General features: G+C 73.0%; 20 protein-coding genes. 9 read left to right on the forward strand and 11 right to left on the reverse strand.

The window, feature by feature from the left end:
- Positions 1 to 19: 19 nt before the first annotated feature.
- Positions 20 to 1,279: an MFS transporter gene (locus tag BIU94_RS00670; RefSeq protein ID WP_071253161.1), complete on the reverse strand. Its 1,260-nt coding sequence runs from the start codon at positions 1,277 to 1,279 to the stop codon at positions 20 to 22.
- Between the two features lie 82 nt (positions 1,280 to 1,361).
- Between BIU94_RS00670 and BIU94_RS00675 the strand changes: the two genes are divergently transcribed.
- A complete protein-coding gene (locus BIU94_RS00675) occupies positions 1,362 to 2,240 on the forward strand; it encodes a LysR family transcriptional regulator (protein ID WP_071253162.1) in 879 nt (292 codons plus the stop codon).
- 92 nt (positions 2,241 to 2,332) lie between these two features.
- On the opposite strand, the gene BIU94_RS00680 is transcribed toward BIU94_RS00675, so the two are convergent.
- The 5 genes from BIU94_RS00680 to BIU94_RS00700 all read right to left on the reverse strand — a co-directional run bounded on the left by BIU94_RS00680 (position 2,333) and on the right by BIU94_RS00700 (position 6,810).
- Entirely contained in the window at positions 2,333 to 3,103 is a 771-nt protein-coding gene (locus tag BIU94_RS00680; protein ID WP_139195911.1) for a hypothetical protein, read from the reverse strand.
- Positions 3,093 to 3,626, reverse strand: coding sequence for an RNA polymerase sigma factor (locus BIU94_RS00685; protein ID WP_083404496.1), 534 nt, complete (start codon positions 3,624 to 3,626; stop codon positions 3,093 to 3,095). The genes BIU94_RS00680 and BIU94_RS00685 overlap by 11 nt, the downstream gene beginning before the upstream one ends.
- A gap of 107 nt (positions 3,627 to 3,733) precedes the next feature.
- On the reverse strand, positions 3,734 to 3,997 hold the full coding sequence (locus BIU94_RS00690) for a hypothetical protein (protein ID WP_071253165.1): 264 nt from the start codon (positions 3,995 to 3,997) through the stop codon (positions 3,734 to 3,736).
- Positions 3,994 to 4,653 (reverse strand): hypothetical protein, encoded by a 660-nt coding sequence (locus BIU94_RS00695; RefSeq protein ID WP_254782914.1) that lies wholly within the window; start codon positions 4,651 to 4,653, stop codon positions 3,994 to 3,996. Before BIU94_RS00695 ends, BIU94_RS00690 begins: the two co-directional genes overlap by 4 nt.
- Before the next feature lie 192 nt (positions 4,654 to 4,845).
- Positions 4,846 to 6,810, reverse strand: coding sequence for a DUF11 domain-containing protein (locus tag BIU94_RS00700; RefSeq protein WP_071253166.1), 1,965 nt, complete (start codon positions 6,808 to 6,810; stop codon positions 4,846 to 4,848).
- A 165-nt stretch (positions 6,811 to 6,975) separates the two neighbouring features.
- Here BIU94_RS00700 and BIU94_RS00705 point away from each other — a divergent pair, with 165 nt between their 5' ends.
- The 4 genes from BIU94_RS00705 (at position 6,976) to BIU94_RS00720 (ending at position 10,012) form a co-directional block, all read left to right on the forward strand.
- Complete coding sequence (locus BIU94_RS00705) at positions 6,976 to 7,533, forward strand: NAD(P)H-dependent oxidoreductase (RefSeq protein ID WP_071253167.1); 558 nt, start codon at positions 6,976 to 6,978, stop codon at positions 7,531 to 7,533.
- A gap of 130 nt (positions 7,534 to 7,663) precedes the next feature.
- On the forward strand, positions 7,664 to 8,176 hold the full coding sequence (locus BIU94_RS00710; RefSeq protein ID WP_071253168.1) for a MarR family winged helix-turn-helix transcriptional regulator: 513 nt from the start codon (positions 7,664 to 7,666) through the stop codon (positions 8,174 to 8,176).
- 102 nt (positions 8,177 to 8,278) lie between these two features.
- Entirely contained in the window at positions 8,279 to 8,785 is a 507-nt protein-coding gene (locus BIU94_RS00715; protein WP_071253169.1) for a Dps family protein, read from the forward strand.
- 33 nt (positions 8,786 to 8,818) lie between these two features.
- Positions 8,819 to 10,012, forward strand: coding sequence for an NAD(P)/FAD-dependent oxidoreductase (locus BIU94_RS00720; protein ID WP_071253170.1), 1,194 nt, complete (start codon positions 8,819 to 8,821; stop codon positions 10,010 to 10,012).
- Between the two features lie 101 nt (positions 10,013 to 10,113).
- Here the strand turns inward: BIU94_RS00720 and BIU94_RS00725 are convergent, their stop codons facing one another.
- The 5 genes from BIU94_RS00725 to BIU94_RS00745 form a co-directional block, all read right to left on the reverse strand.
- A complete protein-coding gene (locus tag BIU94_RS00725; RefSeq protein ID WP_071253171.1) occupies positions 10,114 to 11,193 on the reverse strand; it encodes an alpha/beta fold hydrolase in 1,080 nt (359 codons plus the stop codon).
- 67 nt (positions 11,194 to 11,260) lie between these two features.
- Positions 11,261 to 12,136 (reverse strand): SMP-30/gluconolactonase/LRE family protein, encoded by an 876-nt coding sequence (locus tag BIU94_RS00730; protein ID WP_071253172.1) that lies wholly within the window; start codon positions 12,134 to 12,136, stop codon positions 11,261 to 11,263.
- Positions 12,137 to 12,185: 49 nt separating this feature from the next.
- The gene (locus BIU94_RS00735; protein WP_083404487.1) at positions 12,186 to 13,019 is read right to left on the reverse strand and encodes a DUF1206 domain-containing protein; all 834 of its coding nucleotides are present in this window, start codon (positions 13,017 to 13,019) and stop codon (positions 12,186 to 12,188) included.
- A 121-nt stretch (positions 13,020 to 13,140) separates the two neighbouring features.
- Complete coding sequence (locus BIU94_RS00740) at positions 13,141 to 14,307, reverse strand: RtcB family protein (RefSeq protein ID WP_071253173.1); 1,167 nt, start codon at positions 14,305 to 14,307, stop codon at positions 13,141 to 13,143.
- A 478-nt stretch (positions 14,308 to 14,785) separates the two neighbouring features.
- Positions 14,786 to 15,259 (reverse strand): MarR family winged helix-turn-helix transcriptional regulator, encoded by a 474-nt coding sequence (locus BIU94_RS00745; RefSeq protein WP_071253220.1) that lies wholly within the window; start codon positions 15,257 to 15,259, stop codon positions 14,786 to 14,788.
- 64 nt (positions 15,260 to 15,323) lie between these two features.
- Here BIU94_RS00745 and BIU94_RS00750 point away from each other — a divergent pair, with 64 nt between their 5' ends.
- From BIU94_RS00750 to BIU94_RS00765, 4 genes are all read left to right on the forward strand, one after another.
- On the forward strand, positions 15,324 to 15,851 hold the full coding sequence (locus BIU94_RS00750; RefSeq protein ID WP_071253174.1) for a phenolic acid decarboxylase: 528 nt from the start codon (positions 15,324 to 15,326) through the stop codon (positions 15,849 to 15,851).
- The gene (locus BIU94_RS00755) at positions 15,851 to 16,627 is read left to right on the forward strand and encodes an alpha/beta hydrolase (RefSeq protein WP_071253175.1); all 777 of its coding nucleotides are present in this window, start codon (positions 15,851 to 15,853) and stop codon (positions 16,625 to 16,627) included. The genes BIU94_RS00750 and BIU94_RS00755 overlap by 1 nt, the downstream gene beginning before the upstream one ends.
- A gap of 181 nt (positions 16,628 to 16,808) precedes the next feature.
- The gene (locus BIU94_RS00760) at positions 16,809 to 18,635 is read left to right on the forward strand and encodes a glycoside hydrolase family 15 protein (RefSeq protein ID WP_071253176.1); all 1,827 of its coding nucleotides are present in this window, start codon (positions 16,809 to 16,811) and stop codon (positions 18,633 to 18,635) included.
- A 13-nt stretch (positions 18,636 to 18,648) separates the two neighbouring features.
- Positions 18,649 to 19,254: a DUF1992 domain-containing protein gene (locus BIU94_RS00765; protein WP_071253177.1), complete on the forward strand. Its 606-nt coding sequence runs from the start codon at positions 18,649 to 18,651 to the stop codon at positions 19,252 to 19,254.
- Positions 19,255 to 19,933: the final 679 nt, after the last annotated feature.

Raw genomic sequence — 19,933 nt, forward strand, 5'->3', positions numbered from 1 at the left:
GTCGGTACGGCGCACCCGATCAGGCGCGCGCGGCCAACCGGACCCCGGCGACGACGGCCAGCACGGCGACGAACACGACGTACCCGATCAGGACCGGCAGCGTCGGGACGACGAGGAGCGCGGCGCCCACGGCCACGACCGGCACGGTGAGGCCCGCGTAGGCGATGAGGAAGGTCGCCGCGAGCACCCCGCCGCGCCGCTCCGGGCCGACGAGCGCCCCGGCGCTGCCGATCGCGGCGCGGAAGAGCAGCCCGACACCGGCGCCGGCGACGACCCCGCCGCCGATGAAGCCCGCCACCTGCAGCAGGACGGCCGCGACGGCCAGGACCGCGAGGCCGCCGACGAGCAGCACCAGGCCGAGCCGGATCTGCGCGCGCTGCGTCAGCCGGGCGAAGACGATCTGCGAGAGGGCACTCGCGGCGAACACGCCGAAGGTCGTCGCCCCCGCGGCCAGGCGGTCGGTGACGTGGAACGTGGTGCCGAGGAACGTCGGGGCGACGGAGGTGAACAGCCCCTGCACGGCGAGCGCCGCGAAGGCCGCGGTGCCGGCGGCCCAGAAGGCGGCCCCCTCGCCGTCCGGCGCCTGCATGCGCTGGGGTCGGTACGGCACCGGGGCGGTCGGCCGGTCCACCGTCTCGGGCGCCGCGAGCACGAGCACGAAGGCCACGGCGAGCGCGACGACGAACACCACGTACGGCACCACGAGCGGACGGGCGACGAACTCGGCCAGCGCACCGCCGACGAGCGCGCCGAGCGACAGGCCACCGAGGTTCACCGCACCGGCCGCGACGCTCGCCCCCTTCGCCGCGGCGTCGGAACCGGTCGCCCGCACCCGCAGCTCCCCGAGGTGCGCGGTGGCCGTCGCCGTGAGCAGTCCGACGCCGAGGCCGGTGACGAGTCGCGCGACGACGAGCCCCGCGACGTCGTTCCAGAGCAGGAACAGCACGGCGGCGACGAGCTCGAGGGCGATCGACACGAGGACGAGGGGTCGCCGGCCGTGCACGTCGCTCAGGTGGCCCGCCAGGAACAGGGACACGACGACGCCCACGCCGTACGCCGCGAAGACCACGGTGGTGGTGAAGGTCGGGAACCCGTCACGCGCCTGGTAGACGACGTACAGCGGTGCGGGCACCGTCGCGAACGCCATGACGGCCAGGAAGGCGAACGCGACCGCCCAGAACCCGAAGCCGTGCCGCCGCCGGGTGTGGGACGGACGGCCGCGCGGTGCGGGGACTCGGTCGGCCGCAGCTGCGGACGTCGGCTCGGTGACGGTGGTCATGGCATCGATGCTCCCGCTCCGACGCCATCGAGTCCAACGGATCGTCTTGATGTGCGGCATCGATCGGGTCGATGATCGACCGGTGGAGACCCGTCTGCTCGAACAGTTCGTCGCCGTCGCGTCCGAGGGCGGCGTCACCCGTGCCGCCGAACGGCTCTGGACGGCGCAGTCGACCGTGTCCGCGGGCATCGCCTCGCTCGAACGCACCCTCGGGGTGCGGCTCTTCGACCGCACCGGTCGACGGCTCGTCCTGACCCCCGCCGGCGAGGACCTGCTCCCCCACGCCCGCGCGGTGCTCGAGTCGCTCGACCGGATGCGTGACCTGGCGACCGTCGACGACGCCGACCTGCGCGGCCGGGTGCGCCTCGGCATCTTCACGAGCATGGACATCGTCGACCTGACGGGCGTCCTGCAGCGGTTCCGGCGACGGCACCCGCTCGTCGCCGTCGAGTTGATGACCTCGCCGTCGGGGACGACCGGTCTCGTGCAGGACCTGGTCGCCGGACGGCTCGACCTCGCCTACTCGGGCCTGCCGGTCGTGCCCGCCGGCGTCGTCGTGGAGCCGTTGCGGGAGATGCCCTTCCGGGTGTTCACCGCCCCGGACCACCCGCTCGCCGACCGGTCGTCGGTGTCGCTCGCCGAACTGGCCGACGAGCCCTTCGTCGACACGGCGCACGGGTTCGGCAACCGGATCATCCTCGACGGTGCGCTCGAGCGGCTGGGGATCCGTCGCCGCATCGTCGCCGAGATGAACGACATGCCCGCCGTGGTCCGGTTCGCCTCGGCCGGCCTCGGGGTCGGGGTCGTGCCGGACTCGGGGGCGCGGTACGACGGCGCTGTGCTCGACCTGGAGGACGACGTCGAGCCCCTCCGCATCGGCCTCGCCGTGCGGTCGAGCCCCGAGCCCAACCGTGCCGTGCGCACGCTCGCGCGCGACGTCGTGGCGGCGCGCGTCGCCTGACGACGGCGCCCGTCGTCCGGGCGGCGCACGTCCGGGGTCCCCCACCGACGGACGGGAGGCACGGGTCGTCGCCGCCCCGCGCCTCCCCGCCGTCAGTCCCCCCAGAACGTCGCGATGAGTGCGGGCAGGAGCCCGTCGGTCGGGACGTTGGTCTGCTCGATGGTGATCCAGGTGTCACCACGCGTGTAGTACGTGTATGCCTTCTCGACGCCGTACGGTTCGACGATCCCGCGGGACTGGCAGAAGGTCCCGCCGTCACGCTCCGCGCACGTCCCCCCACCGTCGTACGCGGGGAACTCCTCGATCTCCTGCTGGATGACGGCTTCGGTGGCGGTGCCGGCCCGGACCTCGATCCCGGAGATGTCCGCCCTCGGGTCACGCCACGTGCAGGACACCTTCGACTCGACGCCCTCTCGGTCCTGGCCGTCCGGGACACGTTCCGTCCCGGACGGCGGGTCCTGCTGGGTCAACGGCGTCGAACCGAAGAAGCGGTCGTAGTCCGCCGCCGAGACGAGCGCGCGACAGTCGGTCGGGATCGTCGCGACCGTGGACGGCGGCGCCTGCGTCGGCGTGGGGGTCGGAGCATCCGTGATCGGCGCCGAGGACGGGGTCGTTGCGGACGGCGAGGGTTCGGGCTGCTGGGTCTGGGTGGGGGCCGCGATCGGGTCGACGTCCTGCTGCGACAGGGACAGCGCCACGGCTCCCGTCGCCGTCCCGATCGCCAACAGTCCGACGACACCGAGCGCGATGCCCGGGCGGAAGCGGCGGCGCTCCGGGCGCGGGGTGGCACGTTCGAGGACGTTCTGCTTCATCGAGACGAGCATGCGGTGCAGGTCGTCCCCCTGGGGAGGCTCAGTGTTCATCGTGCATCACCACCTTCTTGAGTCGGCGTCGGTTGCGGGAGACCCGCTGGGTGACGGCGCCGACGGTCAGACCGAGCGCCTCGGCGGCCTCGGCGTAGGAGTGCCCCTCGAGCAGGCAGAGCTCGCAGATGCGGCGGTCGAGGTCGGGGAGCGCGGCGATCTCGGCCCGGACCCAGCGGAGGGTCTCGCGGGCCTCCTCGTGGTCGGCGGGTGCCGCGAGGTGCTCGGGCAGCTCGTCACCGCGACGACGGGCCTGCTTGCGTCCGGTGTTGAAGGCGTGGTTGCGGCAGACGACGAGCAGCCACGGGAGCACGGTCTCCGCCGGCAGGTCGAGGGTGTCCGCGCGCTGCCAGAGCGTCAGGAACGAGTCCTGCACGATCTCCTCGACGTCCGACCGGTCGTCGACGAGCGCCCAGGCGTACCGGGTGAGCGTGGCTGCGTACCGGTCGAACGCCCGCGCCAGTGCGCCGGTGTCGCCCTGCGCCATCGCGCGGACGAGATCGGTGTCCGTCTCGGTGGTCACGTCCACATCCCACCTCCTTCACCCAGAGGTGTCGCGAGGACCCGCGGACCTGACAGGACCGTGCCGGATCCGTGACCTCGGGCGTGTCGGCGTGGACGGCTCAGCCGTCAGTGGAAGTCGTCGCCGTCCCCGGAGCCGGGCGTCTTGTGCCCACCGAGCATGTCGTTGTCGTCCTGGTCGCTCGACGAGGCGAGCTGCAGCATGGCGAGCACGACGACCACCACGATGAACGCGATGCCGAGGAAGATCACCGCGAGCTGCAGTTCCCGCGTCGAGAACAGCACGACGAGCCCGGTGAACACCGCGACGATGGCGGAGATCCCGAGGAGCTCCACCGGGCGGAGACGGTCGCGTCGGCTGGGGGTGGTCATGCGAGTGGTGCTCCGTCCGGGGCGGCGGCCGGTGTGGCCGTTCCCCACTTGTGCGAGAGACCCGCGATCACGTGGAAGACCGCGGTGATGGCGAGGTAGGCGCCGAACAGGCCGACGAGGACGATCGAGGCATCGAGCGTGCCGCTGACCTCCTCGACGCCGCCGAGCTGCTGCGAGTAGTCCGGCGGGGTGAGCAGGAACGCGACGGCGAGCAGCAGGGTGAGGCCGCCGATCGTGGTCCAGTCGCGGGCGAAGGGCGACCGGCGCCGGGCCCGGAGGCCCTGCGTCAGCTCGAGTGCCCCCGTGAGCACGGCGAACGCGACGACGACGGTGATGAAGGCCGGCAGCCCGAGTCCGTTCAGGGCGAAGCCGGCGACCGCTGCGAGCAGCGTGATGACGGCCTGCAGCACGGTGGTCCGTGCCGCGCGCCCGTCGAGCGGGAGTCGTCGGGTGCCGGCGAACAGGAGCACGAGCCCCTCGACCAGGGCGAAGGTGCCGAAGAGCACGAGGCCGTAGCCGGCGGCGTGGTTCGACGAGAACGTCACGACGAGGGCGATGACCGCGGCGGGGACGGCCCGGAGGATCGGGATCGGCCAGTAGCGTGCGCGCTGGTTCGCGTCGTGCACGGTGGTGGCGTCGTCCACGGTGTCGGACACGGGACCTCTTTCGGGCATGCGGATCGTGATCTCGATCCTACCGCCGGTCCGGCGCGCACCCGACCGGCGGGGGTCTGTCGGCGCTGAGGATGCTCGCAAGCGCGCCGGCACCGGGCGGCACCGGTACCGGGCGACACCGCGCGCCGGGACTGCCGGTCAGGGCGTCCCGACGCCGGTGTCGCCCGGCCGCCGTCAGGGGCGGTGGTCGTCCGACGGTTCGCCGTCGCGGGGGCGACGGCGTGCGAGCCACCAGCAGACCGATCCGGCGGCGGCGAGGACGGCCGCGACGGCCGCGACGAGGGCCACGTCGTCCGCTCCGGTGTAGGCCAGCGCCGCCGTGGGCGTCCGCGGGGCGTCGCCCCCCGCCGGTCCGGCGTCACGGGCCCCGCCGTCGGTGCGGGGAGCGCCGGGACCGCCCGCGTCCGTGTCCCCGGGTCCGCCCGGACCGTCGCCGTCAGGCCCGTCGCCGCCGGCACCACCGTCGTCGGGGCCGGGGCCCGGGGCCGGGCCGCCGTCGCCCGGGTCGACGACGATCGGTACCTCGGTGGAGGGGTCGCCCCCGTCCGGGTCGGTCGGCGACGTCGCCGTGGCCACGTTCACCACGTCCGCGCCGTCGCCGACGTAGTCGGGGTCGAGCACGGCCCGGATCCGGAAGTCGAGCGTCTCCCCCACGGCGAGCGCGACGTCGGACCGGCACGTGACGCGCTGCCCCTCGGCGGTGCAGTCGTCGTCGGACCCGGTGAAGCGCATCGCGGCGGGCAGCTCGTCGACCGCGCCGACGGCCTGCGCGACCGAGGGGCCGCGGTTGCGGGCGGTGACGAGGTACTCGACCTCGTCGCCGGGTTCGACGGTCGCCGGCGACACCGACTTGTCCGTCTCGACGTGCGCCGCGGCCTGCGCGACGGTCTCCGCCCGCGAGGTGTTGTCGGCCTCATGCGTGTCGGACGACGACGGCGGCGGGGCGATCGTCGCGACGCTCTCGAGCGTGCCGGCGGTCCCGTCGGCGACCCGCCCCGCGACCGTGACGACCGCGGACCCGCCGCGCGGCAGGGCGAGGTCGGTGCCGACGTCACCCGACCCCGACGCGGTGGCGCACCCGGATCCCTCGGCCGCCGCGCAGGTCCAGGTGACGTCCTCGATGCCGTCGGGCACGTCGACCCGCAGCGGGCTCGGGTCCGCCGGGTTCGGCCCGGGGTTCCGTGCGGTGACCGTGTAGCGGACGGGCTCGCCGGCGACGACGGTGGCGGGCAGGTCGTGCTCCACGGACAGGTCGGCGGGCTTCCAGACCCGCAGCGCGTCGACCTCGTGCTTGTCGACGTGGCTGCCGGTCGCGCCGGCGAAGCCGAGGCGCAGGGTGCTCGGCAGCGGCGTCTGGTCGTCGCCGTGCAGGGGTACGGCGTCGAGCACGGTGCGCATGCCGCTGCCGACCTGCAGCCGGACGGTCATCGTCAGTTCGCCGTCGTCGCCCGGCAGCAGGGTGATGCGGACCTTCCGCGGGGTGGACCCGGCGGTCACGGTGCCGCCGGGAGCGGGCGCCCCGGCCACGTAGCGGTACCCGTCGGTGCCGTTGCCCGAGCCGCGGACCACGACCTGGTCGGGCTGCGCGCCCGGGCCGGAGCCGTTGATCCGCGACGAGAAGTTGCCGTAGTGGTCGATCGCGATGCCGGCGAAGCCGCCGGGGACCCCGGGCAGGTCGCAGACACGGCCGCCGCCCTCGGTCGCCTCCTTGCGGCAGGCGTACCCGAGCCCGGCGCCGAACGACCCGACCCCCTGCGGTGCCGCCCCGTCGGCCAGGAAGAGCAGGAGCCCGTCGGCGCCGGGGTCGTCCTTCGCCGTGTACATGGCGTAGGTGAACTCGATCTCGAGCCCGGTGTCGGACGGGAACGTGTCGTCGGTCGACCATGCCCCCGCCTGGTTCCGCACGTCGTCGGTGAGCCGGAGTCGGCCCCCGGAGACCGTGGCGTCGCCGTGCAGGGCACCGCCGGCGGCGCTCGAGAACTGGTCGACGTACGGGAAGTCGAGTGCGGCGGCCTGCGATCCGGCGGGCAGGACGACCGGTGCGGCGAGGACGCCGAGGGTGACGAGTGCGGCGCCGGCCGCGGCGAGACACCGCCGGAGCGGTCGTGGTCGTGGAGTTGGTGCGGTGGGTTCTGTCATGCCCCGATCGTCGCGAGCCGGCGTCCGTCGCCGGCCCCGGGACGGCCGACCTGTGGACGGCGGTGACCCGCGACGCGCCTGTGGAGGGACGGTCGGGAATACGCGGTGCGCCGACCGCATTGGTTGTCGCTGACACCTCTCCGTCGTAGAACCAGAAGGATCACCATGACGAACGTCCTCGCCCTCGTCGGCAGCCTCCGCGCCGACTCGATCAACCGCAAGCTCACCGAGGCCGCCGCGCACCACGCGCCGGACGGCATCGAGCTGCAGACCTTCGACGGCATCGTCGACCTGCCGTTCTACAACGAGGACATCGACGGCGACACCCCGCCCGCCGCGGCCGTCGCCTTCCGTGACGCCGTCGCCGCCGCCGACGCGGTCCTGCTCGTCACGCCCGAGTACAACGGCACGATGCCCGCGGTCCTGAAGAACGCGCTCGACTGGGGTTCCCGCCCGTTCGGCTCCTCGCCGCTGTCCGGCAAGCCGCTCGCCGTCATCGGCTCGGCCTTCGGCCAGTACGGCGGCGTCTGGGCGCACGACGACGCCCGCAAGGCCGCCGGCATCGCCGGTGCGAAGGTCCTCGAGGACGTCAAGGTCGCCATCCCGCAGTCGGTCGTCCGCTTCGCCGAGACGCACCCGCGCGAGGACGACGAGGTCACCGCACTCGTGCAGGGCGCGCTCACCGCGCTCGCCGAGGCAGCGGCCGAGCCCGCCGCGGCGTAGTCCCCGGGACCGAACCCCGAGACGGACGGGAGGCCCGTGGCGGATCCGCCACGGGCCTCCCGTCCGTTCCTGTCCACTGACCGCGCGTTCGCTAGACAGCCTGACAACGAGAGCGGCTACCCTGTTGCCCATGTCCACGCAGGAGATCACCGAGGCGTCCGGGTACTGGTTCCCGGACGACGACGCGACGCAGCGCGGCGTCGCGGTGCTCAACGCGCTGCGCCGCTACCGTGCCGCCGAGACCGCGATGCGCCGCCGCACCCGCGACTCGATGGGCATGGGCGAGACCGACCTGCTCGCGGTGCGGTTCCTGCTGCAGGCGCAGCGGGCCGGCCGCACCGTCAAGCCGAAGGACCTGGCGGCGTACCTGAAGATCTCCTCGGCCTCGACGACGATCCTCATCGACCGTCTGGTCAAGTCGAACCACGTGCGCCGCGACCCGCACCCCACCGACCGGCGCGCCCTCGTCATCACCCCGACGACCGAGACCGACGAAGAGGTCCGCGCGACGCTCGGCATCATGCACCGCCGCATGATGACCGTCGCCGAGGAGCTCCCCGCCGCCGAGGCCCGCGTCGTCGCATCGTTCCTCGAGCAGATGCGCGACGCCGTCGACCAGGTCGACCCGGTCGCCGCTCACTGACCCGATCCCCGCGGGGGACAGTGAGTTCGCCGTGCACTGGGAACGGTCTGCGGTTCGGCGCGTAGACCGGAAGGACCAGCACCGACCGGAAGGAAACCGATCATGCACGCATCGGACAAGCTCGCCAAGAACCTCCAGGCGGTCCTCGTGGACCTCATCGACCTGCACCTGCAGGGCAAGCAGGCCCACTGGAACATCCTGGGCACGAACTTCCGTGACCTCCACCTGCAGCTCGACGAGATCGTCGACGCCGCCCGTGAGTTCGCCGACGACACCGCCGAGCGCATGCGCGCCCTGTACGCCGTGCCGGACGGCCGCTCGGCGACGGTCGCCGCGTCGAGCCACCTCGACCAGTTCCCCGAGGGCGAGATCACGACGCACGACGCGATCGACCAGGTCACGCTCCGCCTGTACCAGGCCACCGGCACCATGCGCGACGTGCACGACGAGGTCGACGACGAGGACCCGACGACCGCGGACCTGCTCCACGGCTTCATCGAGCGCCTCGAGCAGCTCGCCTGGATGGTCTCCGCCGAGAACCGTGCACCCAGCACGCCGCTCGCCTCGGCCACCACGCCGGCCGTCGCCGACGCCTCCGCCCACGCGTAGGACCGGTCCGCCGGCACCGACCGAGAGGCAACGATGACCGACTACCGCTACCTGATCGTCGGCGGCGGCATGGTCGCGGACGCCGCTGCACGCGGCGTCCGCGAGCTCGACGCCGACGGCTCGATCGGCGTCGTCAGCGAGGACGTCGACCGGCCCTACGCCCGGCCGGCGCTCTCGAAGAAGCTGTGGACCGATCCGGACTTCAGCTGGGACGAGAAGGTCGACCTGCACACCGAGGAGACCGGGGCGACGTTCGTCCTCGGGACCCGGGTGACCGCGATCGACCGTGCCGCGAAGACCGTCACGACCACCGAAGGCGAGACGCACGGCTACGAGCGCCTGCTGCTGGCGACCGGGGGGAAGCCCCGTGGTCTGCCCGGTCTCGAGGAGTCGGACCGCGTGGTCGACTTCCGCAGCGCCGACGACTACCGCCGCGTCCGGGCGCTCACGGACGCCGGTGCGCACCTCGCCGTCGTCGGTGGCAGCTACATCGGGACCGAGATCGCCGCGGGCACCGTGCAGAACGGGGCGACGGTGACGCTCGTGTCGCCCGACGAGGTCCTCGGGGCGAGCATGTTCCCCGAGCAGCTCGCACGGGCGTTCCAGCAGCGGTTCACGGACCACGGCGTCGAGCTCCGGCTCGGCCGTCGGGTCAAGTCCGGCACCCAGACCGACAGCGGCGTCACGCTCACCCTCGACGACGGCTCGACGATCGAGGCCGACGCCGTCGTGGTCGGCCTCGGCATCGAGCCGGCCACGCAGCTCGCCGCGGACGCCGGCCTGACGGTCCGCGACGGCATCGTCGTGACGTCGACGCTGCAGACCGACGACGAGTCGGTCTTCGCGGCCGGTGACGTCGCCGAGTACCCGGACCGGATCCTCGGCACCCGCCGGGTGGAGCACGTCGACAACGCGAAGGAGCAGGGCCGCCAGGCCGGGCGCAACCTCGCGGACGCCGACGAGACGTACGACCACACGCCGATGTTCTACTCGAACGTCTTCGACGCCGGGTACGAGGCGGTCGGCCGGGTCTCCACCGACCTCCGGACCGTCGAGGACTGGCAGGACCCGACGGTCACGGGCGTCGTCTACTACCTCGACGAGGACGACACGGTCCGCGGCGTCCTGCTCTGGAACGTGCCGGGCAAGACCGACGAGGCCCGCAAGGTGCTCGCCGAGGCGCACGCGCTCACGCCCGACATGCTGAGCGGGCTCATCCGCCCGTAGCCACGGACCGCCGGCCCACGTCGGCGCGTTCGCCGAGGAGGCCCGGTGCCGGTCGTCGAGACCGGCACCGGGCCTCCGTCGCGTCACCTCCCGGTCGGGCCTCAGCCCGTCCGGCGGGCCTCGGGTGCGACCTGGTCGGCGACCGCTGCGCGGTCGGCGGGGTCCACCGGCAGGTCGTCGCCGTCGGCCATCGCGACGGCGTGCGCGGACTTCGCCGCCGCGAGCCGCTCGTCGTCGTCGTGCGCCATGCCGGCGAGTTCGACGAACCGGGACTTCACGAGCATCCAGGCCTCGCGCGGGTCGAGTCGGGACAGGTCGGACGCGGTCGAGTCGTCCCGCACCCGCTGGAGCGACGACACCCCGCGGTCCGGCAGCCGCCGGGCCACGTGGTCGACGGCGAGCTGCGCCACCGCGTCGGCCTGGGCGTGCATGACCGAGTGCGCACCGTCGACGACCTCGCGCAGGACCGCGTAGGGGAAGACCCGGGCGAGCCGGCGCAGCCAGTCCCGCGGCACCATCGCGTCGTGCTCGCCGCGGACGATGAGGGTCCGGGCGCGCACGTGCGGGGCCCGTTCCTCGATCGGGAACGCGATCATGCGCGGGAGCACCTTGCGGAACCAGTGCCACCCGCACAGCAGGTACGCGGTGACCGCGTGGAACCGGACCGCCGACGGCTCGTGCAGGGCGGAGCGCAGGAACCGCACCGCGGACTGCCGGACCGAACGCGCCCGGGAGTCGACCACCGGGCTGATGAGCACCAGGTCCGAGATGTCCGGCCGACGGGCGGCGACCTCGGTCACGACCTGCGTGCCCATCGAGTGCCCGACCAGGACCGGGTCGTCGAGACCGAGTTCATCGATGACCCGTTCGACGGCGTCGGCGTACCGCTCGATGGAGACCGCGCCGCGGAACCGCGGGACCCCCGCGAACCCGGGCAGGTCGAGGGCGTGCACCGGGCCGTTCTCGTTGAGGTGGGGCGCGAGCCGCTCGTAGTAGGTCGCGGCGATGCCGAGCCCGGCGACGAGCAGGAACGCGCGGCCGCCCGGTGCGCCGACGGAGCTGACCCGGACGTACGTGCCGTCGACGGCGACGCGGTCGACCTCGACGGTGACCTCGGCGTCCTCGGCTCCGGCGAGGGCGCTGGCGGGGTCCGGGGTCGCCCGCGTGGAGTCGTCGTTCACGTGGTCCTCCTGGGGATGGCGATCACCCAGCGTACCCGCCGGTGCCGCCGGTCCGCGGACGGACGGGTCACCCGCCGAAGGTGTGCGCGGGGAAGCCGTGCACGCGGGTCGGCACCGCGAAGACGGAGCCGGAGTGCGGGTGCTCGGCGAGCTGCTCCTCCGACAGGTTCTCGCGCGCCGTCCCGACGAGCAGCGTCGACATGTCGGGACCGCCGAAGGCCACCGACGTCGGGTTCGGCGCCGGGATGGTCACCGACTCCAGGTGCTGGCCGTCCGGTCCGTAGCGCTCGACCCGGCCGCTGCCGTAGATCGCGCTCCAGAAGCAGCCCTCGTCGTCGCGCACGAGGCCGTCGTGCGCCTCGCCGACGATGAACGGTTCGAGCTCGCCGAGGTCGCCGGCCGGCCCGTAGGACGCGCGGAAGACCGTCGACGCGTCGGTGTCCGTGACGTACATCGTGCTGCCGTCGTCGGACCACTCGATGCCGTTCGTGGTGCCGAAGCCGCCGCGGAGCAGCCGGGTCGTCCCGTCGGCCTCGACGGCGTACAGCGCCCCGTCCGGGTCGCCGGTGACGACGTTCATGCTGCCGACCAGGAACCGGCCGAACGGGTCGCACTTGCCCTCGTTGAAGCGGTTGCCCGCGGTCGAGTGCTCCACCCGTGCGACCTCGCGCTCGATGCGTCCCTCGTGGTCGGTCACCACGACGGTGTCGCCGAGGGCCGCGACGAACCCGCCGGACGCCCGCGGTTGGAAGCTCGCGAGCGGCGGCGGCAGCGACACGCTCGACCGGGGCGTGCCCTCGGCGTCGGCCGTGTTGAACGTGCCGAGGGTGATGTCCACCCAGCGGACCACCTGCTCGTCCGGGTCCCAGACGATGCTCTCGGCGAGCACCGCCCGGGCGTCGGTGAACACGGTCGGCGGGCCGGTCGTCACGCTGGAGGTCATCCACCCGGTCTACCAGTCGCCCGCCGGGCGGACCGGTCAGGGTCGCCGATCAGAGTCGGGCGTACCGGGCCCGGAAGAAGCTGTAGACGCCGTAGGCCAGGAAGCCGATGCCGACCGCGACGAGCACGAACACCCCGCCGGGCATCGACCGCAGCGCGTCGAACGCCCCGTCGAGGCCGGTGGCCTGGTCGGGGTCGCTGCGGAGCCCCGCGACGCCGATGAGCACCCCGACGACCACCACGGCGACGCCCTTGCCGACGTAGCCGACGACGCCGAGCACCGTGACGGCGCGGTCGAGGGACGCCGGCGGCGACGTGAGCTGCTTCCGGAACGAGCGGCGGCAGCCCTGCACCACGAGACCGATCCCGACGGCGACCGCGACCGCGCCGGCCAGCAGCAGCAGGAACACGCCGCCCGGGGTGGCGAGCGCCGTGGCCGCGGCGCTCTTGCTCGAGCTGCTCGAGCTCGACCCGGCACCGAGCGCGAACGACGCGGACGAGTACGCGATGACGCCGTAGACGACGGCCTTCGCCGCGTCCTTCACCCGGGCGAGCCACCCGCGGGTGCTGTCCGAGCGGCCGCCGACGACGGCCTCGACGACCAACCGGAGCGCGAGCGCCGCCGTGCCGACGGCGATGAGCCAGAGCAGCACCACCCCGCCCGGCACGGCGGCGAGCTGCTCCAGCGCACCGGACTGGTCGGTGTCGCCGCCGGACGACGCGTTGCCGACGCCGAGCAGCACCACCAGGTAGCCGATCAGCAGGTGGACGATGCCGCTGCCGACGAACCCGGCCCGGGCCGTCAGCTCGAACCACCGGCTGTCCGCTGCTCGTCGGACCTGTCGGCCGGTCTCACGGGCGGCGTGTTCTGCTGTGTCGCTCATCCCGTCAAGCGTGCCCGACGCGGGCCGGTCTGTCCGCCGGCGACGGGTGGTGGACCCGGCCGGGTGCGGGACCGGAGGCGCGGGGCGGACCGCACCCGCGCCTCCCGTCCGTCGGTCCCCGTCAGTCACCCTTCACGTTGACGATCTGCCGCAGCGTGTGCCGGACGGACACGAGCTCCGCCGCATCCGCCATCACCTGGTCGATCGGCTTGTACGCGGCCGGGATCTCGTCGAGGAACGCGTCGGTGTCCCGGTACTCGATGCCGACCATCGCCTCGCGCAGCTGGTCGTGCGTGAACGTCCGGCGTGCCGCGCTCCGCGAGAACAGCCGCCCGGCGCCGTGCGGCGAGGACTCGAGCGACGGCTTGTTGCCGAGCCCCTCGACCACGTACGACGCGGTCCCCATCGACCCGGGGATCAGGCCGAGCTGACCGGCCGCCGCCTGGATCGCGCCCTTGCGCGAGACCCACACGGACTTGCCCCAGTGCGTCTCACGCTGCGTGAAGTTGTGGTGGCAGTTGATCCGCTCCTGCTCGTCGACGGGCGTGCCGACGACCTCGGACAGCTGCCGGACGACCCGGTCCATCATCTCCTCGCGGTTGAGCAGCGCGAAGTGCTGCGCCCACCGCAGCTCGGCGATGTACCGGTCGAACTCCGGCGTGCCCTCGACCAGGTAGGCCAGGTCGGGGTCCGCCAGCTGGATCCACCAGCGCTCCATCATCCGCTTCGCGACCGTGATGTGGCGCTGCGCGATCTTGTTGCCGACGCCCCGGGAGCCGGAGTGCAGGAACAGCCAGACGCGGTCCTCCTCGTCGAGGGAGACCTCGATGAAGTGGTTGCCGGACCCGAGCGTGCCGAGCTGGTTGCGCCAGCCGCCGTGCACGCCGTCGGGGTCGAACCCGGCCGTCCCGGCCATCGCCTCGAGCTCGGCGATCCGAGGCGCGGCGGTCGCCACGATCTTCCGGTTCGACGCACCGGCCGACAGCGGGACCGCGCGCTCGATCTGCTCGCGCAGCTCCTGCAGGTCGTCGGGCAGGTCACCCCGGGTGAACTGCGTCCGGACCGCGATCATGCCGCAGCCGATGTCCACGCCGACGGCCGCCGGCATGACCGCGCCGAGGGTCGGGATGACCGAGCCCACGGTGGCGCCGAGGCCGAGGTGTGCGTCGGGCATGAGGGCCAGGTGCGGGAACACGAACGGCATGCGCGCCGTGGTGCGGGCCTGCTGCTCGGTGTTCTCCTCGAGCATCGAGGCCCAGCTGAGCAGCCGGTCGGTGATCTTCTCCATGGGTGTCGTCTCGCTTTCGTGACGGTCTCGTCGACGGGTGCCGACTGCCGTCGACAGGTGTCGACGGTCGTCGACGGGTGTCGACGGTCGTGGTGACGGTCCGAGACGGTCGCACGCCGGGCCTCCTGGTCGTCGCCGGAGATGGCGGACGGGAGGAGGCAGTACAGACGAACGCCCCGGGCCGGGTGGGCACGGGGCGTCGGGTGACGTCGCGTGCCTACGCGGGATAGCGGAGGGACCAGCGCTGCTGCTGTTCGCGCAGCACACTGCCCGCGGCGAGCTGGAGCTCGACGCGGTTCTCGTTGTGCTGCACGGCGCGCATGCGCGGTCCTTCCGGTGGTGCCCGGGGCGGGCGGTGCCGCCGGTCCGGTGTCGGCCCGACGGCGCTGCCGGGCGACGTCGGAGCCGACCGGCAGGAGCACGACAGTAGTGCGACACGCCCGGGATGCACAAGTGCGACACGCCCGGGACGCGTTGTTCAGCCTGCGCTGTGCTCGTCCAGCCGGGCGCGCAACCGGCCGAGCGCCGGCACCGCGGCCGCGAGCGCCCGCTGGTCGTCGGCGGACAGCGACGTCATCGCGTCGACGAGCACCCGCTCGGCGGACTCGTCGTAGTCGGCGAGTCGCCGCCGGGCCAGGTCGGTCAGGCCGACCTCGGTGCTCCGGCCGTCCCCCTGCGCGAGGCGCCGGTCCACCAGGCCGTCCCGCTCCATCGCCGCGACGAGGTTGCTCACCGTCGAGCGGGCCAGCCCGAGCGCCCGGCCGAGCGCCGTCGGGCTCGACCAACCGGCGTCGTCGAGCCGCCGGAGCACCTCGATCTGCGCGTCGGGGATGTCCGGCAGGGCGACCGACCGCCGGGCCGTCACGAGCAGCGTGCGGCGGAAGGGCCCGATCTCCGCGCTCAGCCGCCGTGCCGCCTGCGGCAGGTCGGGTCGGTCCGGTCGTTCGTCCACGTTCACAGGGTAGTCACCGGAAGTGCGCTTGCAACAAACGCACTTCGGGAGCAAACTCGGATGCATGGACATCACCACCAGCGTCGAGCACCCCGTCCCCGAGCAGGACCTCTCCGGCATCGTCGGCCACCGGTTCATCTACACGTACGCCAACGGCTGGCAGTACGAGATGTACGTGAAGAACGCCAAGACCATCGACTACCGCATCCACACCGGCATGGTCGGCGGCCGCTGGGTCAAGGACCAGCAGGTCGACCTCGTCGCCCTCACCGCCGGCGTCTACAAGGTGTCGTGGAACGAACCGACCGGCACGAGCGTCGTCGTCACCGTCGTCCCGGGCGAGCGGGTCCTGCACGGCACCATCTTCTTCCCGCACTGGGTCGAGGAGGACGGCAGCAAGACCGTCCTGTTCCAGAACGACCACCTCGACCGCATGCGCGAGTACCGCGACCAGGGCCCCACCTACCCGATCTACGTCGTCCCCGAGTTCGCCCACATCACCCTCTTCGAGCACGTCGGCGAGGACGACGAGACCGTCGTCGACACCGCCCCGGGCGACCTGCCCGCCGGGTTCGCGGACCGCAGCAACTGATGCCGACCCTCGTCCCGATCACCCTCGAGCACCGGGGCAGCACGCTCCGCGGCTGGCAGCTCGGCAGCGTGCCGACCGAGGGCCCGGCTCCCGTCGCCCTGCTCGTGCACGGCTTCGGGAGCACCGACACCGGCGGCCAGCAGCTCTTCGTGCAGACCGCCCGCACCCTCGCCGACCACGGCGTCACGGTCCGCTCGTACAGCCGCCTCGGCCACGGCACGAGCGACGGCGAGTTCATCGACGTCACCATCGGCGACGAGGTCGAGCAGGTCGTCGCGATGATCACCGCCGCCGCGCAGGACGCCCGCGGGCCGGTCCACGTCGTGGCGCACAGCCTCGGAGCCGTCGAGTCCGCCATCGCCGCGGGCCGCGTGCCCGACCTCGTCGCGACGCTGACGCTCTGGTCCCCGGCCGGGGTCGTCGTCGACGACATCGCCGAGCACGACGAGATCCAGGGCCAGCCCCTCGCCCCCGCACGGGAGCAGGGCTGGTTCGACTTCGGCGGCACGGCGCTCGGCACGGCCTTCCTCGACGAGGTCACGGCCGGCCTCGACGTCTACGCGACGGTCGACCGGTACACCGGCCCCGCGCAGGTCGTGCACGGCACCGCCGACCAGATCGTCCCGCTCCGCTACGGCCAGCGCTACGCCGACGTCCTGCCGGACGCGACGTTCACCGCGGTGCCGGACGCCGACCACGGCTGGTCCTCCGTCCCGTTCCGGCGGACACTGCTCGAACGCCTGGTCGACTTCGTCGGGTCGGCCGGACAGGGCTGACGCCCGCCCCGGGCGGGCGGTCGGTCCGGTCCGGTCCGGTCCGCCGTCCCGAGCACAGGCGGCGCCAGCGGCCCGGCTCCGCCCGTGCTCGGTCGGGCCGGCCGGGAGGCCCGGTTCGCGCTCCGGACAGCGGGGTACGCCCGCCTGATGGTCGGGCCGGGGCCGCGGGCAGTCTGGGAGCATGACCGAGCGCACGCGAGACACCCCCGACGCGACCGACAACGAGGAGCGCACCGACGGGTACGTCCCGCTCCGCTCCTACGGCGCGATCGGCGACGGGCGGACCGTCGCGCTCGTGGCGCTCGACGGGCGGATCGACTGGCTGCCGATCCCGTCGATGGACTCGCCCCCCGTCTTCGCCAGCATCCTCGACGCCGAGCACGGCGGCCACGTGGCGCTGCGGCCCGTCGGCGACGCCGAGGCGTCCCGCGAGTACCTGCCCGGGACGAACGTGCTCGTCACCACCTGGACCACCCCGACCGGCACCGTCACGGTGACCGACGCGATGGTGACCGGTGTCGCCGGCCGCCTGCCGTGGGCCGAGATCGCCCGCTGCGTGCAGGGCGTCGACGGCACGGTCGAGCTCGAGTGGGCCGTCGTGCCCGGCACGTTGCTCAACACCGCCGAGCCCCGCCGGCTCGACACCGGGAACGGGGCCGTCATCGGCATCGACGGCATCACCATCGCGATCGTCGAGCAGGGCTTCGAACCGGTGCACGACGACGGCCCGCGGTTCTCCGGCCGCTTCAGCACCACCGAGGGGTCGAAGCACATCCTGACGATCGTCGGCACGCACGACGAACCGATCTTCATGCCCAAGCCCGAGAGCGCGCTCGCGGCGATGGACCGCACGATCGACAACTGGGCGACGTGGTCCGAGGAGTTCTCCTACGACGGCCCGTGGGCCGAAGCGGTGCAGCGGAGCGCCCTCGCCCTCAAGCTGCTCATCTTCTCGCCCACCGGCGCGATCGCCGCGGCGCCGACGACGAGCCTGCCCGAGGACCGCACCGGTGGCAAGAACTGGGACTACCGGTTCGCGTGGGTGCGCGACCTGTCGTACACGGTGCACGCCCTGACCCGCTTCGGCCTGCGCGAGGAGACGCACGCCGCCGTCTCGTGGGTGATGCAGACCATCGCGCAGCACGACGAGGACATGCCGATCTTCTACGGCCTCGACGGCTCGAAGAGCAACGACGTCGAGGAGCGCGACGTGCCCGGCTGGCGCGGCATCGGCCCCGTCACCGTCGGCAACCGGGCGGGCGACCAGCTGCAGCTCGGTGTCTGGGGCGACGTCTTCGAGATCCTGCGCCAGTACGTCCGCGCCGGCAACGTCCTCGACCGGAAGACCGCCTCGGTCCTGCAGGAGCTCGCCGACGACGCGTGCCACCGGTGGGAGGAACCCGACTCCGGCATGTGGGAGCTCGAGGAGACCCAGCACTACGTCTCGAGCAAGATCGGCTGCTGGCAGGCGCTCGACGCCGCCGTGGAGCTGCACGACGCCGGCATGATCGACGGCCCGCGTGACAAGTGGTCCGAGAACCGCGAGCTCATCGAGCAGTGGGTCGCCGAGCACGGGTGGAACGAGGAGCTCGGCCACTACGTCATGTACGAGGGCAGCGACAAGCTCGACACCTCGATCCTGCTCCACGCCATGAGCGCCTTCGACCGTGGACCGCGCATGGCCTCGACCATCCGCGCCATCGAGGACCAGCTGCAGCGCGGCCCCCTCGTCTACCGGTACTCCGGCATGGACGAAGAGGAGTCGCCCTTCGTCGCGTGCTCGTTCTGGCTCGCCGCCGCGATGGCGTGCACCGGCCGGACCGACGACGCCCGTGCCCTCATGGACGAGATGGTCGGCCAGGCGAACGACGTCGGCATGTTCAGCGAGATGATCAGCGAGGACGGCTCCTTCATGGGCAACATCCCGCAGGGGCTGTCGCACCTGGCACTCATCCAGGCAGCGCTGACCATCGAAGAGGTCGCTGGCGAGGAACGCTCCTCCGAGTGATCATGGAACGGCCATGAACGACGTCGATGCACGGATGGACCGGTTGCGCCGGGCCGCCCGCTACCGCTACCAGCAGCTCGTGGACAGCGAGATCGAGCGCGGCACGCTCGACCCGGACGAGGTGCGCGAGGAACGCCGACTGCTCCAGGCAGCCGACGTCGCGGCGCACGCCCGCGCCCGGGTCGAGGAAGCCGAGCGACGGGGGGTCTTCGAGGGGAACCCGTACCACGGCAAGCCCCTGCCCTCGAACGACGGCCGCCACGACCCGGACTGGTGGATCCGGCAGAAGATCGAACGCGAGGACATCCGCGGGATCGCCCCACCGGCACTCGCCCTGCGGACCGAGGACGCCGGTCTCGACGACGCCCTCGACGCGCTCACCGTCGAGTCCGACGTCCGCGACGTCCTCGAGGACTTCAACGCCCGCGTGAAGGAGGCCCGACGCCAGCTCCTCGGCGGCCCGCCGGTCGTCACCCCGCTGCGGGACGTGGACGCCGAGGTCACCGCCTGGCTCGAGCGCCGGCAGGAGCGGCAGGCCGCCGACGCCGCGGCTGCAGCTGCCCGCGCCGCCGCGGAGCAGGAGGCCCGCCCGCGCCGGTGGTGGCGTCGGCGCCGCTGAGGCGCGGTGGAGGCTGGCGCGTGTCCGTTCCCGTCTCACGTGGGATGGGTAGCAGTTCCGCGCGTCGGGGGTCGGAACGAGTGGCTTCCGACGCGTGGAACGGCTTCCCACGTGCGGCGCGTCTGACCGCGCGGCGCCCGAGACTGTGGGGGTGGCGTGCTCGGAGTGCTGCGCTCCCGGGCTCGGGGGGCGCGCACGGTGCTGACGGTCTTGGTTTGTGAGGTCCGGGTTTCGGGAACCACGACCGTCAACCGTTGATGCAGATGTGCCTGCCGCTGCTGCTCGGCCGTGCAGCACGCTGGAGCGGGAACCGCTGACGGAGCCGTGGTTCGCCGGGCGGCCGGGGGTGTGGTGACACGATCTGGTCGTTGACGGTCTTGGTTCGTGGGGTCCGGGTTTCGGGTACCAGGACCGTCACGGCTTGCTGCTGGTCCCGCGGTGCGCCGGGTTCGGGCCGGTGTTCTTTCCCATCGCCCGTGGAATGGGAAGGTGTTTCGCGCGTCGGGGGCCGGAACGTCGGGCTTCCTATGCGCGGAACGTCTCACCATGCGCGGAACGACCACCTACGCGCGGAACAGCCTCCGCGAACCACGGCCTCCGGGTGTGCGGAAGGGCCGCCCTGGTTGCCCGGGGCGGCCCTTCGTGGTGGTGCGGTGGTGCGGTGGTGCGGGGTGTTACT

This window comes from Curtobacterium sp. MMLR14_006 (genome assembly GCF_001864985.1).
GTDB lineage: Bacteria > Actinomycetota > Actinomycetes > Actinomycetales > Microbacteriaceae > Curtobacterium.

Bases quoted from the DNA above. Each gene is read 5' to 3' on its own strand.
- BIU94_RS00735 (WP_083404487.1), bottom strand. From the start codon at position 13,019: ATGAGCGACACAGCAGAACACGCCGCCCGTGAGACCGGCCGACAGGTC.
- BIU94_RS00720 (WP_071253170.1), top strand. From the start codon at position 8,819: ATGACCGACTACCGCTACCTGATCGTCGGCGGCGGCATGGTCGCGGAC.
- BIU94_RS00670 (WP_071253161.1), bottom strand. From the start codon at position 1,279: ATGACCACCGTCACCGAGCCGACGTCCGCAGCTGCGGCCGACCGAGTC.
- BIU94_RS00760 (WP_071253176.1), top strand. From the start codon at position 16,809: ATGACCGAGCGCACGCGAGACACCCCCGACGCGACCGACAACGAGGAG.
- BIU94_RS00715 (WP_071253169.1), top strand. From the start codon at position 8,279: ATGCACGCATCGGACAAGCTCGCCAAGAACCTCCAGGCGGTCCTCGTG.
- BIU94_RS00750 (WP_071253174.1), top strand. From the start codon at position 15,324: ATGGACATCACCACCAGCGTCGAGCACCCCGTCCCCGAGCAGGACCTC.
- BIU94_RS00705 (WP_071253167.1), top strand. From the start codon at position 6,976: ATGACGAACGTCCTCGCCCTCGTCGGCAGCCTCCGCGCCGACTCGATC.
- BIU94_RS00755 (WP_071253175.1), top strand. From the start codon at position 15,851: ATGCCGACCCTCGTCCCGATCACCCTCGAGCACCGGGGCAGCACGCTC.
- BIU94_RS00700 (WP_071253166.1), bottom strand. From the start codon at position 6,810: ATGACAGAACCCACCGCACCAACTCCACGACCACGACCGCTCCGGCGG.
- BIU94_RS00680 (WP_139195911.1), bottom strand. From the start codon at position 3,103: ATGAACACTGAGCCTCCCCAGGGGGACGACCTGCACCGCATGCTCGTC.
- BIU94_RS00730 (WP_071253172.1), bottom strand. From the start codon at position 12,136: ATGACCTCCAGCGTGACGACCGGCCCGCCGACCGTGTTCACCGACGCC.
- BIU94_RS00765 (WP_071253177.1), top strand. From the start codon at position 18,649: ATGAACGACGTCGATGCACGGATGGACCGGTTGCGCCGGGCCGCCCGC.
- BIU94_RS00740 (WP_071253173.1), bottom strand. From the start codon at position 14,307: ATGGAGAAGATCACCGACCGGCTGCTCAGCTGGGCCTCGATGCTCGAG.
- BIU94_RS00690 (WP_071253165.1), bottom strand. From the start codon at position 3,997: ATGACCACCCCCAGCCGACGCGACCGTCTCCGCCCGGTGGAGCTCCTC.
- BIU94_RS00710 (WP_071253168.1), top strand. From the start codon at position 7,664: ATGTCCACGCAGGAGATCACCGAGGCGTCCGGGTACTGGTTCCCGGAC.